Below are 19,815 nucleotides of genomic sequence, written 5' to 3'. Positions count from 1 at the left end.
CCGTTGACTTTGCAAAAATATATAATTTTTGCAGTATCTTGCCAATTACTTTCCAATCGCTTGCCGGACGTATCATTACCTTGAAAATTGGTTCAATCTTCGCCGCAGCCTATCCCAATTCGGTATAAGAAATCTCTGTGGTATCGAGAAAAGTGACCTGGCCTTGCGCCGTGCGCAGACGCTCAACCGCAATCCCGCTTTGCGCAGCGGCCGACGCTTTCAGCGTCGCGCGCGCCACCGCCCGGGCCACGCGCAGCTTGTGAAAACTATCGGGCACCGACGTGGATGCGCCCGTGACCTGAATGCCCGCCAGCTTGAAGGCCGCGCCCATCACATCTCGCAGGGTTTGCGCCGCCATACCGGTATCATTTGACATAAACGGCACCGCCTCATCCGCCAGGGCGGTGTTGTAATAGGCGGGATCAGCGCGCGCCTGTTCAATCTGAAACTGGCCAAACGCGACATCAAGCTCTTCTGCAATCAAACTGGCCTGCATCGAGGCCGCCCCCTGCCCAAGATCGACATGGGGTTTGATCCGCACGTAAGCGTTAAAGCTGACGTCCTCAGACCCCAGCCCCTCCAGCAAGGGATTGGCATGGGGCGTCATCACACGAAAGCTGCCAAAGGCGACGCCCCCCCTGCGATGGCCATCCCGGCGATGATAAACCCGCGTCGTGTCAGCGTGCCGGAACGAGGCACCATGTGTTTTCCTTTTTGTCGCAGATTTCAGTATAGGCCAGGCGCGGCACCGCGAAAAGAGACCCGTGCTGCAATGACGCAAGGGCCGCGCTCAATACCCCGTCATCTCCAGATATCCCCGCCCGCGATGCGTGCCTGAAATGCGCACCGGCCCCTCCCAATAGGGAATGGAGGTCTCCATCCAGGCCTGCGGGTTCAGCGCCTCCACAGTCACATCCACCCCCTTGTCGGGCAGGGTGGCGCGCCAACTGGTCGGAATTTTGCGCCCGGCCACGTCGCTTTGCACCAGCGGCTCGGCCGAAAACGCGCCATCGGGAAAGGGGGTCGCGGTCCCGTCCCGCTCAATCCATGTGGCCGCCGTATAGCTGCCCCCTTCGGTGTCGCGCAATGTGAAGCCCATCAGACGCGCGCCCCCCTCAAAACCCATGGAAAACCAATCCCAACTTACCTGCGAGGCGCCAAGTGGCTGGGAGGCCCATTCGCGATCCAGCCAAGCCTGCCCGCTTACCTGCACCGGCCCATCCGGCAGGGTCAGAATACCCGAAATATCAAAAAACGGCTGGGAATAGTAATAGCTGGCGCGCCCGGAAGCGGATTTTTGCGAATAGCCCCGGTCGCCATGAAAAACCAACGGCCCCTGCGCCTCAAGCGCCATGTCATAGGCAAAATCCGTGCCAGAGGCCCGCAAGCTCATCTGCGCCATATCCGCCCCCGCAAAGACCCAATCGTCTATCCAGGCCTCAAAGGGGTCCGCGATCACACCCGCCTGCCCGATCCCGCCGCGCGCACGCCGTTCCGCGACGTAATGCGCGGAGGGCGTCGTCACAGCAGCATGGGCGAGCCAGAGCTGTGGGCTGTCCCAACCGGGACGTTCCAACGGTTCCAGCGCGCTGCGAAACAGCGTCCATTGGAGCCCATATTCTGTGCCCTCTGCGTCGCGCAGGTTGGCCGTCAAATACCACCACTCGATGCGGTACCCTGGATGCGCGCCGTGATCTGCGGGGAACTCGAAAACGGTGCCGCGCTGAGGCAGATCGAACCCTTCGGCGTCCCCCCCAAGCCCGGCAAAGCTCTGAGCGAGCGCGCCCAGCGCGGAGATAAGCCACAAGAACAAAATTACGAAGAGTGCCTTAACGTTCATTGCTAAAGACTTTCAGAAGATGATCAGGAGGGGTGCGCGCCAATTTAATTGCGGGCCAAAGCGCGGCCCCAAAAGCCGCCAGGAGCATCAGCGCACCCAGTTTCACGTAATCCCAGGGAAAGAGGAACATCGGCAAACGCCACCCGAAGGCTTCGACATTGACCACCGCCAGCAAGACCCAGGCAAGCGCCAGACCCAGCGGCACCGCCAGCACCCCTGTCAGCGCCGCCAGACAGAGCGCGCGCAAAACCTCAAGCCCCGCCAGACGCCGCCGTGTCAGCCCAAGCGCCCAGACAGGGGCAAGTTGCGGCAAGCGCAGGCTGGCGAGCGTCAGCAGGCTGATCAGCAGCGCGAGCCCAGCGACAGAGAGGGTGAGCAGATTGAGCGCCGCCGTGACGGAAAAGGTGCGTTCAAAGACCGCAAGCGAGAACGCCTTCAGCGCCGCCTGATTGATCAGCGCCTCCTCGCCAAGGTCGAAACGGGCGCGCAATTGCGTCGCCAAGGCGTCGGGGTCGGATGTGCGCAACCCAAACCGTTGCGCGCTCAGGCCGGGATATCGGGCGTCGAACCGGAGCTTTGAGATCACCACCTGGCCAGCGGAATTGCCATAATCGCTGTAGATTCCGAGGATCAAATCGCCGTCCGGCAAGTGATCCCCCGCATGCCAGTCGTTTCGGCGCGCCAACTGTTCATTGATAAAAGCGCCCTCGCCCCCGGCCAGCCTGTCCCAGGCCTGCGGCAGCGCCTCCAGCACCGGCCAATTGTCGCGGTAGGTGGGATCATCGAGGATGCCGTAGACCTCTGCGGGCAAACCACCGATCCGCACATCCTGCCAGATAATAGGCAAAACCGTGACGCCCTGACTGCGCAGGTAATCGGTAATCGTTGCGGCCTCCGCCGGTGACGCCGTGTTCAGGTAAAGCTCGGAAACGAGACGCTGGTCCAGATAGCCGGTGAAGGTGAGCCGAAAGCTCGACACCATGGTGGAGACCCCAATGTTCGTCGCCATCGCCAGCATCAAGGCCATGAGCGCCATCGAAAGCCCTGGCAATTGCTGGCGGCTGTCCGCCCAGAACCACTCACGCACCGGCCCGCCGCGCCGCTGCGCTGCCAGGGTCAGCACCGTGTTGAGCACAATCGGCAACAGGAAGGCCGCACCGAGCAACAGACAGGCCAAGAGGGTGAAACCTGCAAAGAGCCCCTCGCCCAGAAAGGCCGCAGCGGTGCCGATCGACAACAATGCCAGCGCCGCGAGCGCCAGCCAGCGTGCGGCCCCTGCGGCATGCATGCTCATCGCGCGCGGGTGGTTGAAGGACAACAGCGGCAGGCGTGCGAGTTTGAAAAGAGCCCCGGCTGCCGCAACCGCCGTACCGGCCAGCGCCATGCCCAGCCCCGAGAGCCACCAGGCGGGGCGCAGTCGCAACTGGCCGGAAATATCGGCACCGTAAAGACCGCGCAGCGTCGCCGCCACATCCGGCAGCAAGGCCGCCGCGATCCCGTATCCCAGCGCCACGCCAAGCGCCCCGGCGATCAGCGCAAAGACCCCCAACTCCAGCGCCAGCAAGAGCATCAGACGCCGCAGCGGCAGCCCCAGCGCGCGCAACGTGCGAAACACGGCGCGGCGTTGCTCAAACGCCAGCCCCACAGCCCCGTAGACAATGAAAATCCCCACGGCAAAGGACAGCAAGCCAAAAGCCGTGAGGTTGAGATGAAAGCTCTCGGTCAGCCGGGCCACATCGTTTTGCCCGCTGGGCGGCGTCATGCGGAATTGCTCCGGCAACGGTGCCAGCGTGATCGGCTGGCGCGGCGCCACAATCAGCCGCGTGATGTCGCCGGGGCGTTCAAGCAGCCGGTGCACCGTCGCGATATCCCCAATGGCGGTGCCAGGGGTGCGTTGCGGATCGGATTGGATCGACACCGGCGCGTTCTGGAACAACGCCATATCATCCGGGTGCACCACGAGGCCATCACGCTGGAAAACCGGGTCCTGGCCGTTGTCGGTCTCCGGCGCGCGATTGGCCGCCATCACCGCCTGCGGCAGGGTCATGGGCTCCACCCCGAGCAGGGTTATCGTCCCGCCGTCAGCCGGGAAATCCCCTTCGATCACCGGGCTGACCTGCCAGCCAAGACGTCGCAGGCCGACATAGTCGGCAGTGGTCAGGGGCGCGCCGTCGCGGCGCTCGATCTGGCCCAGATCGGCATTCAACAGCACCTGTGCTGCGGTGTCGTAACTGGCGCGGGCCTCAGAGTTGATCGCCTGCACACCAGACCAAAGCGCCGTCGCAAGCGCAAGCCCGGCAATCAATGTCACCATCTGCCAGGGGTTTTTTCGCCAATGGGACAGCAATGCGATGATGCCGTACCGTGTCATACGCTGGGCGGCTCCGCCAGGATCGTCCCGCGCGACAGGGTAAGCCGGCGGCGCATGCGCGCGGCTTGCCGGGTCGAATGGGTCACCATGAGGATGGCGGTATGCGTCTGTGCGGCACTTTCCAGCATCAATGCCAGAACCGCATCCGCCGTGGTTTCATCCAGATTGCCCGTCGGCTCATCCGCCAGCAGCAATTTGGACCGCGCCGCCAAAGCCCGCGCAATCGCCACGCGTTGCTGTTGCCCACCCGATAGGGCTTCGGGGTATTTGTTCAGATGATCCCGCAGCCCGATTTTATCCGTTAATTCATCGGCCCAATGCGGATCATATCGACCCGACAGACGGGCGTGAAAGGCGATATTGCTTTGCACATTCAGGCTGGGGATCAGGTTGAATTGCTGAAAGATCAGCCCCACGCTTTCACGGCGCAGGCGCGCCGACTGCGTATCGGTGAACCCGGTGATATCAACGCCTTCCACCTCGATCTGTCCGGCGCTGGCACGGTCCAGCCCCGCCACCAGATGCAGCAATGTGCTTTTGCCGCTGCCGGATTCGCCCTCCAAGGCCAAGGTGTCGCCTGCCGCCATCTCAAAGGAGACATCGCGCAGCACCTCAACCGGGTCAGCGCCCGTTTCATAGCGTTTTGCCAGATTGGAAATCTTCAATACCATTGTGCGTCCTGCAACCTCTATCTTCTTCAGACATGGCGCAGTTTCTGCGCAGCGCAAGGCAGGCTGCGCGGACCTGACGCAGGTCTCAGCCCCCGTAAAGACCCGCCGATCGCGCGCGCAGCTTGGTCAGCGCCAGCACCGTATCAATGGTCGGCGTCGCCGTTTCGGTGATGCGCCCCAACTCCTGCACCGACCCGACCAGCGCGTCGATCTCCATCGGGCGCCCTGCGTCCAGATCCTGCAACATGGAGGTGCGATGCGCGCCCACGGCGGCCCCACCATCAATCCGGCGCTCCACATCAATGGGGAACTTGACGCCCAATTTCTCGGCAATCTCCTGCGCTTCCAGCATCATGCCGCGCGCCACGGCACGAGTGCCTTCGTCGGTGCACAGCACATCCAGCGTCGCATGGGTCAGCGCCGAGATTGGGTTGAACGACAGGTTGCCCCAGAGTTTTACCCAGATTTCATCGCGCAACCGCGGACGCACCGGGGCCTTGAGGCCCGCGGCCATCAGGGCCTTGGACAATGCCACGGCGCGTTCGGATTTGGAGCCATCCGGTTCACCCAGCGAAAAGCGGTTGCCCTCGATATGGCGGATGGTGCCAGGCTCGGAAACCTCTGCCGCCGGATAGACCACGCAGCCCAGCACGCGGTCCGGGCCAAAGCCGTTCCACTGCGCATTGCCGGGATCGACCGTCTGCAGGCGCGTGCCTTCGAGGTCTCCGCCGCTCTTGTGAAAATACCACCACGGCACGCCGTTTACGCCGCTGACCACCGTGGTGTGATCGCCCAGAAGCGGCTGCATCCGGTCCACAACGGGTGGCACGGAATGCGCCTTAAGCGTGACGATCACGTAATCCTGTGGCCCCAGATCGGCGGGGTCCTCGCTGGCCGTGACCTTGACAGTGCTTTCAACGCCGCCCTCCTCGATCAGGGTTAGCCCCTTGTCCTTCATCGCCGCCAGATGTGGGCCGCGCGCGACCAGCGATACATCCGCCCCCGCCTGCGCCAGTTTCACACCCATATAGCCGCCAATCGCGCCCGCTCCGAAAATGCAGATCTTCATATCAGGCCTTCTCCACCAGTCCGAGCTTTTCGGCCAGACCAATGCGTTGCATCTTGCCCGTGGCACCCTTGGGAATTTCATCCATGATGATCACCTTGCGCGGCACCTTGAAATCAGCCATCCGCGTAGCGGCAAAGGCGCGTATATCCTGCTCACTGGCCTCACTCCCCTCGCTCAGTACAACGGCGGCGGCAACCTCTTCGCCGAGCTTGGGGTGCGGCACGGCAAAGGTCACGACCTGCGCGATATCGGGATGATCCAAGAGTACGCCGTCCACCTCCAGCGGGCTGATCTTTTCGCCACCCCGGTTGATGATTTCCTTCAAGCGGCCCGTCAGGATCAAATAGCCATCCGCGTCAAAGGCCCCCTGATCGCCGGTACGAAACCAGCGCTGCCCCTGATCCATGAAGAAGTTCTTCTCATTGGCCTCCGGGTTGCCCTCATATCCCGGCGTCACATTGGGGCCGGAAATGACAACCTCACCGGTGCCTTCCATCAGACGATTTTCGATCTCATGGGCGATGCGCACTTTCGGGCCAGCCTCAACGCCCACCGCGCCGGGTTTCTGTTTGCCTGCACCAATCGGGTTGGAGGCCATCTGATGCGCGGCCTCGGTCATGCCGTAGCCCTCAACGACGGGCGCGCCGAAGGTGTCGTTCAGCGCGACCATGACCTGTGCGGGCAAGGAGGCCGAGGAGGAGCGCAAAAAGCGCAGTTTCGTGTCGGCGATGATATCGGCATTGCGTTTGGCACGGCTCAGGATCGCCTGATGCATGGTCGGCACGGCGGTGTACCAGGTCGGCCTGGCCTCTTTCATCCAGCCGAAAAACCGCAGGGCGTCAAAGCCCGGCGCGCACCAGATCGACCCCCCCGCTGCCAAAGACGCCGTGACGGCGGCAATCAGCCCGTGGATGTGAAACAACGGCATGACGTTCATGCAGCGGTCATCGGCGGTTAATTCCAACGACGCGCGGATATGTTCGGCAGAAGCAGCCACGTTGGAGTGCAAAAGCGGCACGATCTTGGGGCGCGATGTGGTGCCGGAGGTATGCAGGATCAACGCGATGTCATCCGCCGTCACCGCGTCCGGTGCCGCGCTGCCCATAGCGTCTGAACTCAACGTGAAATACCCCGCAGGCGCGCCTTCTGGAACATGCAAACGGATGATTGCCATGCCCGATTTCTGCGCGGCACTCAGGGCCGGGCCGTCATAATCGGCTGTGACCAAAAGGGCCTTGGCCCTGAGGTCGGAGAGATAAAATTCGTATTCTTCTTCGCGGTAAGCCGGGTTCAGCGGCGCCGTGGTCGCCACCTGCGCCACGGTCACAAAGGCCGCCGCCATTTCCGGCCCATTGGGCAGCACGATGGCAACCCTATCGCCCTTGCCGATCCCCATACCCTGTAGCGACGCGGTGACTTCCGCGGATAATGCGCGCAAGCCCCCATAGCTCATCCAAGCGCGCTCCGGCGCTCCAAAGGCGGGCGCGTCGGCGGGGTGATCTGAAAACAAGGAGGTGACCGTGGTTCGCATGGGGTACTGTGTCCTTTTCTGGAACGTTTCAAACTGCCGCGTGGCGTGTTGCTGTCAAGTTAGCGCGTCCGGGGAACTATGCCACGTTGAACGGCATTGGCAAGTTTACAAGGTCACTTGCCAGCCGTTTTAATCTTCGCGTTTCAAGAGCAACGACAACAGCCCCAGCACCGCCGACACCACAATCAACAAAAGCGATACCGCATTCAGCACCGGCGTCGAGCCTAGCTTGAGCCGATCAAACATCGTCACCGTCAGCGGCGCATCCGAACCCACCAGCATCAGCGTGGTGTTGAAATTCTCGAAACTCATCAGCACCGCGACCACCGCCGCCGCCAGCATCGCCGGAAACAGGAAGGGCAATGTCACCTGACGGATCGCGCCCCATTTGGAGGCCCCAAGGTTGAGCGCGGCTTCCTCCAGGCTGGAATCAAACTTCTGCAATCGTGCGGAAATGACCAGCGTGGCGAAGGTGGTGATAAAGGAGAACTGCCCCAGCACGACAAGGATCAAACCGGGCCGCAGCCCGTCAAACCAAAGACCTGTGGCCTCTTCCAGCGTGTTCGCGATGCTGCTGGAGAAGACCAGGATCGAGATGCCGAGAATGATGCCCGGAATGATCAGCGGCAGGAGCATCAGGATGTAGAGGAGGTTTTTGCCCCTGAAATCATGGCGCACGAACAGGAATGCGTTGCAGGTGCCGACGATCACCGACAGGCCCGACACCCAGAACGCCACCACGCCGGATGTCACGATGGACCGCAGAATGGGGCGTTCATGAAAGACACCGATACGCGGCGTTTCGGTGCCGAAAAACCAATCCCATGTGAAGCCGTCCCAGGGCAGCGAGGGGAAGACGCTGTCGTTGAAGGCAAAGACGCAGACCGTCACCAGCGGCAGGGCCAGATAGATGAAAAACAACGTCACATAAGCGCGGTAAGTCCAGCGAAATGCGGTAGATTGCGGGATGGTTGTGATCATCTCAGCGCCCCATCGTCTTGCCAAGCGATTGCCCGGAGAGTTTCAGCGCCAGAAAGACGATCAGCGAGGAAAGGCCGAGCAGCAGGAAGCCGAAGGCGGAGCCAAGCTCCCAGTTAAACCGCGTGATGAACTGGCTGTAGATCAGCCCGGTGAACCACAGGCTGTCCTTGCCGCCCAAAAGGATCGGCGTGAGGTAATTGCCCAAAGACAGCATAAACACCACGATGCAGCCCGACACGATCCCCGGCATGGCATGTGGGATAACGATTTCACGCAGGATCGACAGGCTGGAACCGCCGAGATCATAGCCCGCCTCGATCAGGCTGTCATCCAGACTGTCAAGCGTCGTGACCAGCGGCACCACCATGAAGAGCATCGACGTATAAACCAGCCCCGTCATGATCGCCGCGTCATTGTAGAGGAATTCGATGGGGGCAGAGGTCAGGCCGGCATATTGTAAGAACGATGAAACCACCCCGGTTTCGCGCAACAGGATCATCCAGCCAAAAGTGCGCACCAGTTCGCTCACCCAAAACGGGATGAGGCACATCAGGAAGAGCGTAGTCTTGGTGCGCCCGCGGGTCAGTTTCGCGATATAATAGGCGATTGGAAAGCCGATCAGCAGCGTCAGAAAAGTCGCGGTGATCGACATATAGGCCGTGCGCGCAAAGGTGTTCCAATAGAGCGGTTCGTTGAAAAACACCGCGTAATTGGCGAAGCCGGTCTCATATTCGCGGATGCCGACCTTTTCGCGCAAGGACACAATGAACATGCCGACATGGGGCAGGATGATCAGCGTCAAAAGCCAGATCAGCAAGGGCGCGAGCAGCAGGATGAACCCAAGTTTGGATGTGTCCGAGCGCATCTTCAGGACACCTGCCGGTAGCAACGCGTCTGATCGGGTGCCCAGCCGAAATGGATGTCATCGCCTTTGGCCAGATCGCGGAATTCGGCGGTTTGTGGCAGGGCGACGCTCATTTCAGCACCATTCGCGCCATCGCGCAGGATCAATTGGCTGTTGGCCCCGTTGAACAACACGCTTTCCACACGACCCTTGCCGGTGTTTTGCAGGCCTGCGAGATCCGCGACGCTGCGCGATAGGCGTATGGCTTCTGGGCGCACGAAAATCTGGGCCCTGTCGCCTTTGGCAAGCCTGTCACCCGCGTCCACACCGCGCAGATGCAAACCATCCGGCGTCACGAGATGCAGCGCCTCGCCATTGGCGCTTTCCACCCTGGCGGTATGCGTGTTCGCCTCGCCGACGAACCCGGCAACAAAGGCGGTATCCGGTTGATAATACAGCTCTTTGGCCGTGCCGATCTGCTCAAAGCGACCGTGATTCATGACGGCGATCTGATCGCTCATCACCAGCGCTTCGGATTGATCATGGGTGATATAAACAAAGGTCGTGTTGAATTCAGATTGCAGCTTTTTCAGTTCCACCTTCATGTGTTCGCGCAGCTTGAGATCCAGCGCGCCCAGCGGTTCATCCAGTAGCAACACATCCGGTTCCAGCACCATACAGCGGGCAATCGCCACGCGCTGTTTCTGCCCGCCGGAGAGGGAGTCAACAGGCCGCTCCGCGACACCGCCCAGCCCGACGCGCTCCAACACGCGCTCGACTTGGACCTGGATGTCACTCTTGTTCACCCCGCGTTGGCGCAGACCAAAGCCGACGTTTGCGCCGATGTTCATCATCGGGAACAGGGCGAGATGTTGAAACACCATGGATACGGGGCGTTTGTTGGGCGGCACATCCAGCATGGATTTGCCCTTGATCAGCAAATCCCCCCCGGTCGCCTCCTGAAACCCAGCGATCATGCGCAGCAGCGTGGTCTTGCCGCATCCAGAAGGTCCGAGGATGGAGAAGAACGTCCCCTTGGGAACGCTGAAACTTACGTCCTTAACCGCTTGAAAATCATTATAACTCTTGCAGAGCGCGCGGCATTCGAGATCAGGGATATCGGACATATCGTATCGTCTTTCGCAAAAAAGAATGGAGCGCGAGATCCGCGCTCCATAGGTCGTGGTGTAGGAACTTATTTAGCCGCGTTAATCCGGTCCAATGCGGCCCCTTCGAGGGCTTCAAGACCCGCAGGCACAGCGGGGTACCATTTAATGTTATCAATGGCTTCTGCGGGGAAGCTCGCCTGATACTTTAACTTAAGCGCGTCATCCACGCCGGCATCGCCGCCTTGGGATGCGGTGAAATTGCCCGCCGTGTTGGTGATCATGGCCGCGATGTCCGGGCGCATGACGAAGTTGATCCAATCATAGGCCGCATCATCCGCACGCCCCCGCGACGGGATCACAAAGGTGTCGATCCAACCCAAAGCACCGGATTTCGGTGCCACAAATGTGATGTCGGCATTGTCATCATTCAGCTGCCACCCGCCGGTATCCCATGCCATGGAGGCCGTGACCTCGCCCGAGCGCAGCAGGTTCTTGATCTCATCGCCACCATCCCAATAGGTTTTCACATTGGATTTGCACGCGACAAGCTTGGCCTCAACCTGATCCAGCACCTCTTTATAGGCATCCGCATCGCCGTAGGCGGCAAAGGGGTCAAGACCCATGGAAAAGGCGAACCCGATCAGCGTTGGGCGCTTCAGGCGATAGGAAACCTTGCCCGCAACATCTGGCCCGCAGAGATCCAGATAATCCTGCACGCCGCCCGCCTCGGCGGTATTCACCACCAGACCGCTGGTGCCCCAAACATGCGGCACGCCGTAAACCTCGCCCTCAAAGGAGGTGTTGATCTGCGTCGCCTGCATCATGGAGGGGATGAAAAGGCTGGTGTCGATCTTGGACAGATCAATCGGCTTGTAGATGCCGAATTCCGCCTGCGCCCCCGCGACCCGGTCCTGGCTCGGCTGTGCCAGATCAAAGCCGCCGCCGTTGGTGGCGCGCAGCTTGGCAATCATTTCCTCGTTGTTGGATTTGGTGACCTCAACCGTATGTCCGGTCTCCGCCTCAAACATCGCGACCACCTCATCGGGCGCATAGCCCCCCCAAGTCAGCAAACGCAACGTATCGGCCTGCACCGCAACAGAGCTCAGCATCATCGCCGTAGCGCTCGTGAGCATCAGTGTCATCTTCATGGTCTTCTCCTTGTTGTACAAAATCGTCTTTATCATTTCCGTTGCCAGCCTGCCCGCGCATGAACCGCCAAACCCTCGTCTTTGGTAGGCGTGGTCCTGAAAAAGCGCAACCCGCTTGCGGATCGGTCTAATCCCCAATCTGCAACAGATTTGCGACAACATAGGCTTTAAATCCGAGGTCAGACAACAGCAATCGCGCGCCATGATGGCACGCAGGCCCGCGTGAGACCAACGTCGCGTTGTTCAACTCTTGAAACCTGCAATCAGGGCGCGTAATCCGGCAGGGTTGACAGGGACCAGAGCCACGCGACCGGCCGCCACAAAACCGATGACGCCAGAGGGACCGCTGGTTAGGATGCAGGTGAACGCACTGCAATCAAGGAAACTCCATGTCCATTTATCAAGCCTATCTCGACACTTGGGCGCGACGCGGTCTGGTTGTTCCGATTTTCGTTATCATTCGGGTGATCAGCCTGGCGGTTCTGGTGCCTCTCACGATCCTGCTCGTAGGTTTCGCCATTTCGCTCTCCGGGCAATCCGCCCTGACGGATCAGGCGATCGCGCATTTCTTTACCTCCCCGCTTGGTCTGCCGGTGTTCCTGTTCATTGCCGCTGTTTTGCTGATCGGCTCGGTGATTGGCCTGGCCACCATGACCGTCGATCTCAGACATGCGGACCCTTCCAGCCTGCGCGCCATCGGGGCGAGTTTCGCGCTTCTGGGTCGCCGCCTGCCTGCCCTGATGCAATATGCGGTGCTGCTGGTCGCGCGCATCCTGCTGATCATCGCGCCCTTTGCCCTGCTGTCGCTGTGGATTGCACAGCGGATGTTCGGGCAATATGACATCAATTATTACCTCACGGCGCGCCCGCCGGAATTCATCACCGGTGCCGCGTTGATTGCTGCCTTGCTGGCCGTGATGGGGGTTATCCTTTTGAACCGGGTGTTGCTCTGGGCGATCTCGCTCCATCGCGTTCTGTTTGACGGTGCCTCCCCGCGCGCCTCTTTTGCGCAAAGTGCGCAGCTGATGCAGGGCAAACGCCTGCACCTGTTGCGCGCGCTGGGTCTTTGGTTCGCGCTGCGCACCCTTGGTGTCCTTTTCGTCGCTTTGATTTTTGGCTGGCTGATCCGCGAAGGTGTTGCGCAGTTTATTCCGACTTTTCGCGCAAAACTGACCGTAGCGCTCTGCCTCGGTGCGCTTTGGGGTTTGTGTAATCTGCTGGTTGGCGCGATTGCACTGGGTACATTGGCGCGCCTGCTCGCGGCTTATTATCAGGGTGGTGCCGCCAATCTGGCCCATGCGCCGCGCGGCCAAAACCCTATGGTCTCGCCCGGACTAATTCTGGCGGGGGGCAGTGTTTTGATTTCACTGGCCCTGATGACGGGCGGGGTCTTGATCAATCGCGTGCAAACCAATCCAAGCGTCGAAATCATCGCCCACCGCGGGGCGGCTGGTCTGCGCCCTGAAAACACATTGGCCTCTGTGCGCAAGGCCGTTGAGGACGGCGCCGATTGGGTCGAGATCGACGTTCAGGAAACTGCTGAAGGCGAGATCGTCGTCATACATGACAGCGATTTCATGAAACTCGCCGGGGTGGATTTGAAAATCTGGGACGCCACGCGCGCGGATCTGGAACAAATCGATATCGGCAGCTGGTTTGACCCCGCCTTTGCCCAAGAGCGCACACCAAGCCTCGCGCAGGTTCTGGAGGCGGTGCGCGACAAGGCGAAGCTGTTGATCGAGTTGAAATATTATGGCCATGACATATCCCTCGAAGAGCGCACCATCGCCGTTGTCGAAAACGCAGGCATGGCGGACCGGGTGGCGACAATGTCGTTGAAATACCCCGCCGTCGAAAAGATGAAAGCGCTGCGCCCGCAATGGTCCGCAGGCGTGCTGGCCGCGACGGCAATCGGGGATCTGTCGCGCCTGCAGGCAGATTTCATCGCCGTGAGCACCGCTATGGTGGGACCACGTCTTGTGCGCGCAACCCGACGGCAGGGCAAGAAACTATATGTCTGGACCGTCAACGACCCGCTTGAGATGTCCGCGATGATGTCTTTGGGGGTGGATGGGATCATTACGGATGAGCCCGCGCTGGCGCGCCAGGTCATGCAGACGCGCGCGGGTCTCAGCACGCCGGAACGCCTGTTTGTGCTATTGGCTGAGCGGTTCGGGCTGACGCAGGAACCACAGGTGTACCGCGATGAAAGCCCTTAGCGCGCTGGTGGTCATGGCGGTGGTCATCGCGGTGCCGGGTGCCTTGGCACAAGGCGCGCCCGGCCTTGCCGAGCGGATCGGGCTGCCCGCGCATGAAGCCCTGATGCAGCAGACTATCAACGCAAATCCCGCGCCTTTTGAGACCGACGGGTGCAGCGGCGGCATGTCCGGGATATGGACGGCAACCGCGAATAGATTTCCGCAATGGGCAAAAAACCAGGGAGAAAAACCACCTTGGGAGGCTTGTTGCATCGCCCATGACCGTATTTATCACGACGCGGATGGGGCCACCGAACCGCGACAGAGTTTCGCTGCGCGCCTCAGGGCGGATCAAACCCTGCGCGCTTGCGTCATCGCCCAAGGGCGGCGGGATCGCGACACCCTTGCGCAAACATATGCCACCAGCGGGCAAACCGTCGATCGCATTTATGACGCTATTGCGCAGGCGATGTATCTTGCCGTGCGTCTGGGCGGGCGGCCTTGTTCGGCCCTGCCATGGCGTTGGGGATATGGGTTTGCAGATTGTTCAATTTTGAGCCGTTTCGACACGCCTTCCGATGGCAAAGACACTGAAGACTAAGCGTGTCCTTGGGCGCCACATAAAAAATAATTTTGGAACCGAAGGGTCAGGGAACTTGAGTATTTTGCAAAAGCCATTCAGTGTCCCGCAGATTAAAACCGCCCATATAAAATGAGATGAAGCCCTGCCAACCACAGGTGACTGCATCCGTCAAAGGGTAACCATCACGCAAGCCGTGATGCCAAAAGGGTTCCGATACAAACGGGGTCCATAAAACGTTGCGGGGACACGCAGATGAGACACCCTTTTCAATTTCTTTTGGTGACAATTTTGAGCTGTTTTGCGGCTTTGAGCGCACAGGCACAGGTCGCTCTGCCAAATTCCGCCACGTCCGAACAATCCACCCCGGCACCCGAAACACTCGACAGCCCCGAAGCCGTGCGCGAGATGGTCGCGACCATGTCCGATGATCAGGTCCGCCTGATGCTGCTGGAGCGTCTGGATGCCGTAGCGCAAAGCGAGGCCGCCCTCAGCACCGCTCAGCCCACCCTGACGGAGATGCTTGCCAATACCTGGGAAGCCTTTTACCGCCCGGTGCTGGAGGTCCTGTGGCTGGTGCCAAGCGTGCCGGGCAAACAGGTTGAGGCCGTTTCCAATTTCATCGCGACCTTTGGTGGGGCCGGTATTCTGACCCTGGTGGGGCTGACGCTGGTTGCACTCGCTGCGGGCTTTGCCGCCGAACGCGGCGTCTTGGCGGTCCTTAAGCAACGCAAGACAGCGACACATGATCCCGACACCAGTTCGCTTGCCAGCACCGTGGGGTTTCTGGGCGGCAGGCTGTGGCGCGAGCTTTTTGGTTTGGTGGTCTTTTACATTGTTGCGCGCAGCGTGGGGCAATTGATCCTGACGCCTGAACAACTCGCGGTTGCCGCGCCGGCCGTGCGCAACATCGTCCTGATCCCCCGCGTCGCGGCGGCTCTGTTGCGCTTTGCCCTTGCGCCAAAACAACCCATGTACCGTCTGGTCAGCGTGGATGACACATGGGCTGCGTTTTTCTATCGGCATTTCTTTTACCTGTCGCTCCTGCTGGGCCTTGGGTTTTTCCTGATGTCCTTCAACATCCGTTTTGACGTACCATTGTCGGAAACGCGGATCGGGGCGTGGTTCGGCTTTGCCTTTCACGCCTATATCATCGCGATCGCCTGGTATGGCCGCGAGGGCCTCACCCGTATGATGCTGGGCACTGACCCCGAGCGCACAGAATTTGACGCCCGCTTGGCATATGCCTACCCAATGTTTGCGATTATCGCATCCGCCCTGACCTGGGTCGTGGCCAACATCGTCGCGGGGTATGGGTACTATGGCCTCCTGAGCACGGCACCCCACCTCAAGACCATGTTCTGGCTGTTGCTGACACCGCTGGTGGATACCGCCATCCGCGGGCTTGTGCGCCACTTGCAACCCGCCATGATCGGCACCGGCCCCATCGCCGAGCAAGCCCATCGTTCCAACAAGCGCAGCATGATCCGGATTGGCCGTGTCATCGCATTGGGAGCGGTCGCGCTGATCGTTGCAGGGGCCTGGCATATCAATCTGACGGCTGTGGGCAGCGCCGAGGGCGGGTCGGCTTTTGCCGGAAACATCGTCGAGTTCATCATCATCGCCGCCATCGGATATGTGGTCTATGAGTTGATCTCCTTGTGGATCAATCGTCGTCTGACGCGCGAAACCGCCTTTGAGGTGACCGCGGATCAGGCGGCGGGCGAAGGCGGCGGTGCCGGCGGTTCACGTCTGGCGACCGTCTTGCCGCTGGTGCTCATGGCCGCCCAGGCCAGCATTGCGACGATCTTTGGTCTGCTCGCCATCGGCAGCCTTGGCATCGACATCACGCCGCTTCTGGCCGGTGCCGGGATCCTGGGTCTGGCCATTGGTTTTGGGGCGCAAAAGCTGGTGACCGATATCGTTTCGGGTGTTTTCTTCCTGATCGATGACGCCTTTAGGGTCGGCGAATATGTCGATGTGGGCGGGACCATGGGTGCGGTCGAGAAAATCTCCATCCGTTCCATGCAGCTGCGCCACCACCGCGGCAATGTGCACACTATTCCTTATGGCAGCGTCGAAAAAGTGACCAATTTCAGCCGCGATTGGGTGATCATGAAATTGATGTTCACAGTGCCCTTTGATACCGACCCCAACCGGGTGAAGAAGATTTTCAAGAAGATCGGGGCCGAAATGCTCGAAGATCCGCTGTTCAAGGATGATTTTCTGGAACCCTTCAAAAGCCAGGGTGTGTTCCAGTTCGATGACGTCGGGATCGTCATGCGCGGCAAATTCATGGCCAAGCCGGGGACGCAATTCACCATCCGCAAGGAAATCTACAACCGCGTGCGCAATGAGTTCAAAGCCAATGATATCGAATTTGCCCGTCGCGAAGTGCGTGTGGATATTCCGGGCATGGAGGATATCGAACAGCTCGATGAGACCGGCAAAGCCGCCGTTCAGGCCGCAGCCTCAAGCGCGGTCGACCATCAAATTGCCCAGCAGGAAGCCGAGGCCGCAGCCAAGAAATAGTCTGGTTCCGGGTGGGAAAACGGCATCGTTTTACCGTTTGCAATCTACTGTGCCGTCCCCAGCGTGTTACCATTTTGTAGCCGTTCACGACTGTCCTCTAAGAGGTTTTTACCCGGCAAAACATGCTGCGGATCAAGGCGAACGCCTTGGTGATGAAAGTGACAACGGCTTATCTGGCCCAGATTTCCGCGACCCTGATGCATCGAGCAAGTCGACACCCAGCAACATGGTTCGGTTTTGCAAAAAAACAAAGCTGGTTTTATGGTAACCGCTGTTTAGACTCCATCTTCCGATGCGGCGTTTATTCTGCGAGTCCGTTGTCCATGGATTTGAAGGAGTTTCTCGTTGAGGCGCGGCGCAGACCTAAGGGCCAGAGACATTGGCCGGATGAGGTGAGGGTGCGGATAATGGCTGAGACATTGGTTGATGGTACGACTATGAACGGGGTTGCGCGTAGATATGGGGGGCCCAATCATGTATCCGTATGGCGTCGCATGGCGGGGGAGGGCAAGCTGGTCTTGCCAAACCTTGAAGGCGTTTCCTGCGTTCCGGTGGCGCTTGAGGAACCTGCAGCCATGTTGCCAGATATGGCCGGGGTTGATGCGCAAGCCGAGATTGGCGTGATTGACATATTCAAGGGTAATGTGACGATCCGACTGGATGCCGCCACGCCCGACGTGCGCATTGCCGAGATTGTGGCCGCGCTGTGATCCACCCATCGCACGGGGTGCAGATATTTGTGGCGACCAAGCCTCACTCTCATCGATACTGCGTATCGACTGCCGGGCAGTGGTGGACTTCCGCAAAAGGCACGATGGTTTGGCTGCCCGTGTGCAACGCCATTTGCAAAAGAAGCCCTTTGACGATGCGGTCTATGTGTTCCGTGCCAAACGTGCGGACCGGCTTAAAATGATCCCCCTCTTAGATAAGATCAAGCACGACGAAGGTGTCAGACAGCAAAAAGACACCTATGGGCTGGGCTTCCTACGTTCATGGAGTCTGATGTGAGCAAGTCAAGCTCGCCCTCTGCAGCGACATAGAAACCATGCTTTGAGTTTTGCCTAGGTATGGGCCTAAATCGAAACTCCCATTGCATTGGTGACACCCCATCCCATGCAAGACTTTGGTTCTTCGACTTCATAATCGCAAAACTCCATGTTTTCGAATTGTTGTGGTTCAAGGTCGGGCAATTCCACTAAGAACTCGGCTTCATCCAACGGGTCTATCCAAATCGGTGTTTCCGCGAAGACCTTCTGCTCAGTGCCATCTGGATCAAAAATACTGACCGAAACTCTAACCCATGTGGTTACATGGTCAGGCGTTTTGTTCTCAAGGACTCCGCCCCAGCTTACACCCCGTTGATCGGCCCGTGGCCCAGCATGGCCTGCCGCATGTTCTCCACCATAAAGGCTCTTCTGAAATGCACTTACGCAGGTCGCTCTCAATGCCTCGGCGGAGAGAAGTTCACGGCTGGAATATGACATGCAAGTCTCGACGCCTCTCAAGGTGCCTCGATTGGTTGCTTCGTTCACCACTTTTTGCACTGGCTGAACACCGATAACCAAAGCGATAACAAGGCATACCAGTCCGCCGATAACGTAATTCTTCACTGAGGCCGTCTCCGTCAAACCTTTTTACTAGCATTTCGCACTTTGAACGGGGGCAGTCCACTTGGTTCCGGCCTGTGCGTCATTTTGCGGTCAGATAACTCGCGCGAAAAGTATTGAACCGTCAAGCCAAGAAATCTTGGTCAATGATGGTCAATGATGGTCAATATATCAGCTTAAGTCATTGAAATATAATTACAATATATAAATGGCGGAGGAGGTGGGATTCGAACCCACGGTACGCTCTCACGCACGCCGGTTTTCAAGACCGGTGCATTCGACCACTCTGCCACTCCTCCGGTTGCACCCTCCTAGTGATCTGTCATTGATTCTGAAACCTCAAAAAAACACGCTCCATCTCTCTGGGGAATATCGCCGATTTGTGCCACGGCACCTTCCCAGTCTGCACACGCCAAGCTAGAGTAACTCCCAAGACCTCCCTAAAGGAGGCAAAAAGAGCGCCGGGAGACCGGAAAACAGGCAAGGACGCAAAACATGGCTGGTGGAAATCCCGATCATCTGAACTTGGCTTTTCGTTTGGTTTCAATAGGATGCATTTGCGCTGTGCTGACAGCCTGTGACGACACCGGCGCGTTCAGCCTGGGCAATCCGTCACCATCGGAAACGACAGTGGCAACGGCGCAGGCGGACGCCGGAACGATCGTTGAGCGCGACATCGAAGCGCCGGAGATTTTTTCCGCCAAGGAACCTGGGTTGTGGGATGGGCGACCCTCGCTCGGCGGCGTCTGGGTTGCGCATCCGGATGTCACCGAACCCGAACGCGTGATCATACGCAATCAATCCAACGGCCAGTTCGTCGTGGGGGCCCTGTTTCGCCGCGAACGCGACATCCCAGGACCACGGCTTCAGATGTCTTCCGACGCAGCACAAGCCCTGGATGTGCTGCCCGGCGCACCGGTTGAACTTGACGTGACGGCTTTGCGCAAAGAAGTTGTCAGCACGCCAGAACCCGCACCTGTTGGAGCCGCGCAAGCGGATGGAATAGGTGAAACTTCACTGGCCTCCCCCCCAGAACCAGCCTTGCAATCCACCCCCATCGCGCCGCCGGCTCAAACCGCAGAGCGGCCGCCGTCTTCCTTGACAAAGCCCTTCATCCAGATCGGCATTTTCAGTCTGGAAGCCAACGCAAACCGCGCGGCCAAACAGATGCGCGGCGCAGGGCTGATCCCGACGATCAAATCGCAGGAAACCGACGGCAAGGCTTTCTGGCGCGTCATCGTGGGTCCGGCCAGCAATACCTCTGAACGCAAAAAACTGCTCGACACCATCCGGCGTGAAGGGTTCACTGATGCCTATACTGTCTCAAATTAAAC

General features: G+C 59.4%; 17 protein-coding genes and 1 tRNA gene. 6 read left to right on the top strand and 12 right to left on the bottom strand.

The genetic code is table 11. The features are described 5' to 3' along the window. Window positions 1-109 precede the first annotated feature (109 nt). The 10 genes from ROLI_RS05205 to ROLI_RS05160 form a co-directional block, all read right to left on the bottom strand. Entirely contained in the window at window positions 110-607 is a 498-nt protein-coding gene (locus tag ROLI_RS05205; RefSeq protein WP_338469236.1) for a hypothetical protein, read from the bottom strand. A gap of 183 nt (window positions 608-790) precedes the next feature. Then, window positions 791-1,840: a lipocalin-like domain-containing protein gene (locus tag ROLI_RS05200; RefSeq protein WP_187429705.1), complete on the bottom strand. Its 1,050-nt coding sequence runs from the start codon at window positions 1,838-1,840 to the stop codon at window positions 791-793. Next, on the bottom strand, window positions 1,830-4,211 hold the full coding sequence (locus ROLI_RS05195) for an ABC transporter permease (protein WP_187429706.1): 2,382 nt from the start codon (window positions 4,209-4,211) through the stop codon (window positions 1,830-1,832). The genes ROLI_RS05200 and ROLI_RS05195 overlap by 11 nt, the downstream gene beginning before the upstream one ends. Next, window positions 4,208-4,882: an ABC transporter ATP-binding protein gene (locus ROLI_RS05190; RefSeq protein WP_187429707.1), complete on the bottom strand. Its 675-nt coding sequence runs from the start codon at window positions 4,880-4,882 to the stop codon at window positions 4,208-4,210. The genes ROLI_RS05195 and ROLI_RS05190 overlap by 4 nt, the downstream gene beginning before the upstream one ends. Before the next feature lie 85 nt (window positions 4,883-4,967). After that, a complete protein-coding gene (locus ROLI_RS05185; RefSeq protein WP_187429708.1) occupies window positions 4,968-5,951 on the bottom strand; it encodes a 2-dehydropantoate 2-reductase in 984 nt (327 codons plus the stop codon). A gap of 1 nt (window position 5,952) precedes the next feature. Continuing rightward, the gene (locus ROLI_RS05180; RefSeq protein ID WP_187429709.1) at window positions 5,953-7,482 is read right to left on the bottom strand and encodes an acyl--CoA ligase; all 1,530 of its coding nucleotides are present in this window, start codon (window positions 7,480-7,482) and stop codon (window positions 5,953-5,955) included. 129 nt (window positions 7,483-7,611) lie between these two features. Continuing rightward, a complete protein-coding gene (locus ROLI_RS05175) occupies window positions 7,612-8,463 on the bottom strand; it encodes an ABC transporter permease (RefSeq protein WP_187429710.1) in 852 nt (283 codons plus the stop codon). 1 nt (window position 8,464) lies between these two features. Continuing rightward, on the bottom strand, window positions 8,465-9,328 hold the full coding sequence (locus ROLI_RS05170; protein ID WP_187429711.1) for an ABC transporter permease: 864 nt from the start codon (window positions 9,326-9,328) through the stop codon (window positions 8,465-8,467). A 2-nt stretch (window positions 9,329-9,330) separates the two neighbouring features. Further along, window positions 9,331-10,434: an ABC transporter ATP-binding protein gene (locus ROLI_RS05165; RefSeq protein WP_187429712.1), complete on the bottom strand. Its 1,104-nt coding sequence runs from the start codon at window positions 10,432-10,434 to the stop codon at window positions 9,331-9,333. Window positions 10,435-10,502: 68 nt separating this feature from the next. Beyond that, a complete protein-coding gene (locus ROLI_RS05160) occupies window positions 10,503-11,558 on the bottom strand; it encodes an extracellular solute-binding protein (protein WP_262386479.1) in 1,056 nt (351 codons plus the stop codon). Between the two features lie 395 nt (window positions 11,559-11,953). Between ROLI_RS05160 and ROLI_RS05155 the strand changes: the two genes are divergently transcribed. The 5 genes from ROLI_RS05155 to tnpB all read left to right on the top strand — a co-directional run bounded on the left by ROLI_RS05155 (window position 11,954) and on the right by tnpB (window position 17,882). Further along, window positions 11,954-13,783: a glycerophosphodiester phosphodiesterase gene (locus tag ROLI_RS05155; RefSeq protein WP_187429714.1), complete on the top strand. Its 1,830-nt coding sequence runs from the start codon at window positions 11,954-11,956 to the stop codon at window positions 13,781-13,783. Beyond that, on the top strand, window positions 13,770-14,363 hold the full coding sequence (locus ROLI_RS05150; protein ID WP_187429715.1) for a hypothetical protein: 594 nt from the start codon (window positions 13,770-13,772) through the stop codon (window positions 14,361-14,363). Before ROLI_RS05155 ends, ROLI_RS05150 begins: the two co-directional genes overlap by 14 nt. 234 nt (window positions 14,364-14,597) lie before the next feature. Then, a complete protein-coding gene (locus ROLI_RS05145) occupies window positions 14,598-16,874 on the top strand; it encodes a mechanosensitive ion channel family protein (protein ID WP_187429716.1) in 2,277 nt (758 codons plus the stop codon). 407 nt (window positions 16,875-17,281) lie between these two features. Further along, window positions 17,282-17,584, top strand: coding sequence for an IS66 family insertion sequence element accessory protein TnpB (locus ROLI_RS05140; RefSeq protein WP_338469235.1), 303 nt, complete (start codon window positions 17,282-17,284; stop codon window positions 17,582-17,584). Next, window positions 17,535-17,882 (top strand): transposase, encoded by a 348-nt coding sequence (gene tnpB / locus ROLI_RS05135; protein WP_262386478.1) that lies wholly within the window; start codon window positions 17,535-17,537, stop codon window positions 17,880-17,882. Before ROLI_RS05140 ends, tnpB begins: the two co-directional genes overlap by 50 nt. A 65-nt stretch (window positions 17,883-17,947) precedes the next feature. On the opposite strand, the gene ROLI_RS05130 is transcribed toward tnpB, so the two are convergent. After that, the gene (locus ROLI_RS05130) at window positions 17,948-18,484 is read right to left on the bottom strand and encodes a hypothetical protein (protein WP_187429719.1); all 537 of its coding nucleotides are present in this window, start codon (window positions 18,482-18,484) and stop codon (window positions 17,948-17,950) included. Window positions 18,485-18,690: 206 nt separating this feature from the next. Then, window positions 18,691-18,780: transfer RNA gene (locus ROLI_RS05125), tRNA-Ser, on the bottom strand. A 256-nt stretch (window positions 18,781-19,036) separates the two neighbouring features. Between ROLI_RS05125 and ROLI_RS05120 the strand changes: the two genes are divergently transcribed. Then, on the top strand, window positions 19,037-19,813 hold the full coding sequence (locus ROLI_RS05120) for an SPOR domain-containing protein (RefSeq protein ID WP_405049020.1): 777 nt from the start codon (window positions 19,037-19,039) through the stop codon (window positions 19,811-19,813). The last annotated feature ends 2 nt before the right edge of the window (window positions 19,814-19,815 follow it).

Origin of the sequence: Roseobacter fucihabitans, from assembly GCF_014337925.2 — a bacterium.
Classification (GTDB): Bacteria; Pseudomonadota; Alphaproteobacteria; order Rhodobacterales; family Rhodobacteraceae; genus Roseobacter; species Roseobacter fucihabitans.
This window is presented reverse-complemented; position numbering and strand designations above follow the sequence as displayed.

Bases quoted from the DNA above. Each gene is read 5' to 3' on its own strand.
- ROLI_RS05205 (WP_338469236.1), bottom strand. From the start codon at position 607: ATGACGCCCCATGCCAATCCCTTGCTGGAGGGGCTGGGGTCTGAGGAC.
- ROLI_RS05200 (WP_187429705.1), bottom strand. From the start codon at position 1,840: ATGAACGTTAAGGCACTCTTCGTAATTTTGTTCTTGTGGCTTATCTCC.
- ROLI_RS05195 (WP_187429706.1), bottom strand. From the start codon at position 4,211: ATGACACGGTACGGCATCATCGCATTGCTGTCCCATTGGCGAAAAAAC.
- ROLI_RS05190 (WP_187429707.1), bottom strand. From the start codon at position 4,882: ATGGTATTGAAGATTTCCAATCTGGCAAAACGCTATGAAACGGGCGCT.
- ROLI_RS05185 (WP_187429708.1), bottom strand. From the start codon at position 5,951: ATGAAGATCTGCATTTTCGGAGCGGGCGCGATTGGCGGCTATATGGGT.
- ROLI_RS05180 (WP_187429709.1), bottom strand. From the start codon at position 7,482: ATGCGAACCACGGTCACCTCCTTGTTTTCAGATCACCCCGCCGACGCG.
- ROLI_RS05175 (WP_187429710.1), bottom strand. From the start codon at position 8,463: ATGATCACAACCATCCCGCAATCTACCGCATTTCGCTGGACTTACCGC.
- ROLI_RS05170 (WP_187429711.1), bottom strand. From the start codon at position 9,328: ATGCGCTCGGACACATCCAAACTTGGGTTCATCCTGCTGCTCGCGCCC.
- ROLI_RS05165 (WP_187429712.1), bottom strand. From the start codon at position 10,434: ATGTCCGATATCCCTGATCTCGAATGCCGCGCGCTCTGCAAGAGTTAT.
- ROLI_RS05160 (WP_262386479.1), bottom strand. From the start codon at position 11,558: ATGACACTGATGCTCACGAGCGCTACGGCGATGATGCTGAGCTCTGTT.
- ROLI_RS05155 (WP_187429714.1), top strand. From the start codon at position 11,954: ATGTCCATTTATCAAGCCTATCTCGACACTTGGGCGCGACGCGGTCTG.
- ROLI_RS05150 (WP_187429715.1), top strand. From the start codon at position 13,770: ATGAAAGCCCTTAGCGCGCTGGTGGTCATGGCGGTGGTCATCGCGGTG.
- ROLI_RS05145 (WP_187429716.1), top strand. From the start codon at position 14,598: ATGAGACACCCTTTTCAATTTCTTTTGGTGACAATTTTGAGCTGTTTT.
- ROLI_RS05140 (WP_338469235.1), top strand. From the start codon at position 17,282: ATGGCTGAGACATTGGTTGATGGTACGACTATGAACGGGGTTGCGCGT.
- tnpB (WP_262386478.1), top strand. From the start codon at position 17,535: ATGCCGCCACGCCCGACGTGCGCATTGCCGAGATTGTGGCCGCGCTGT.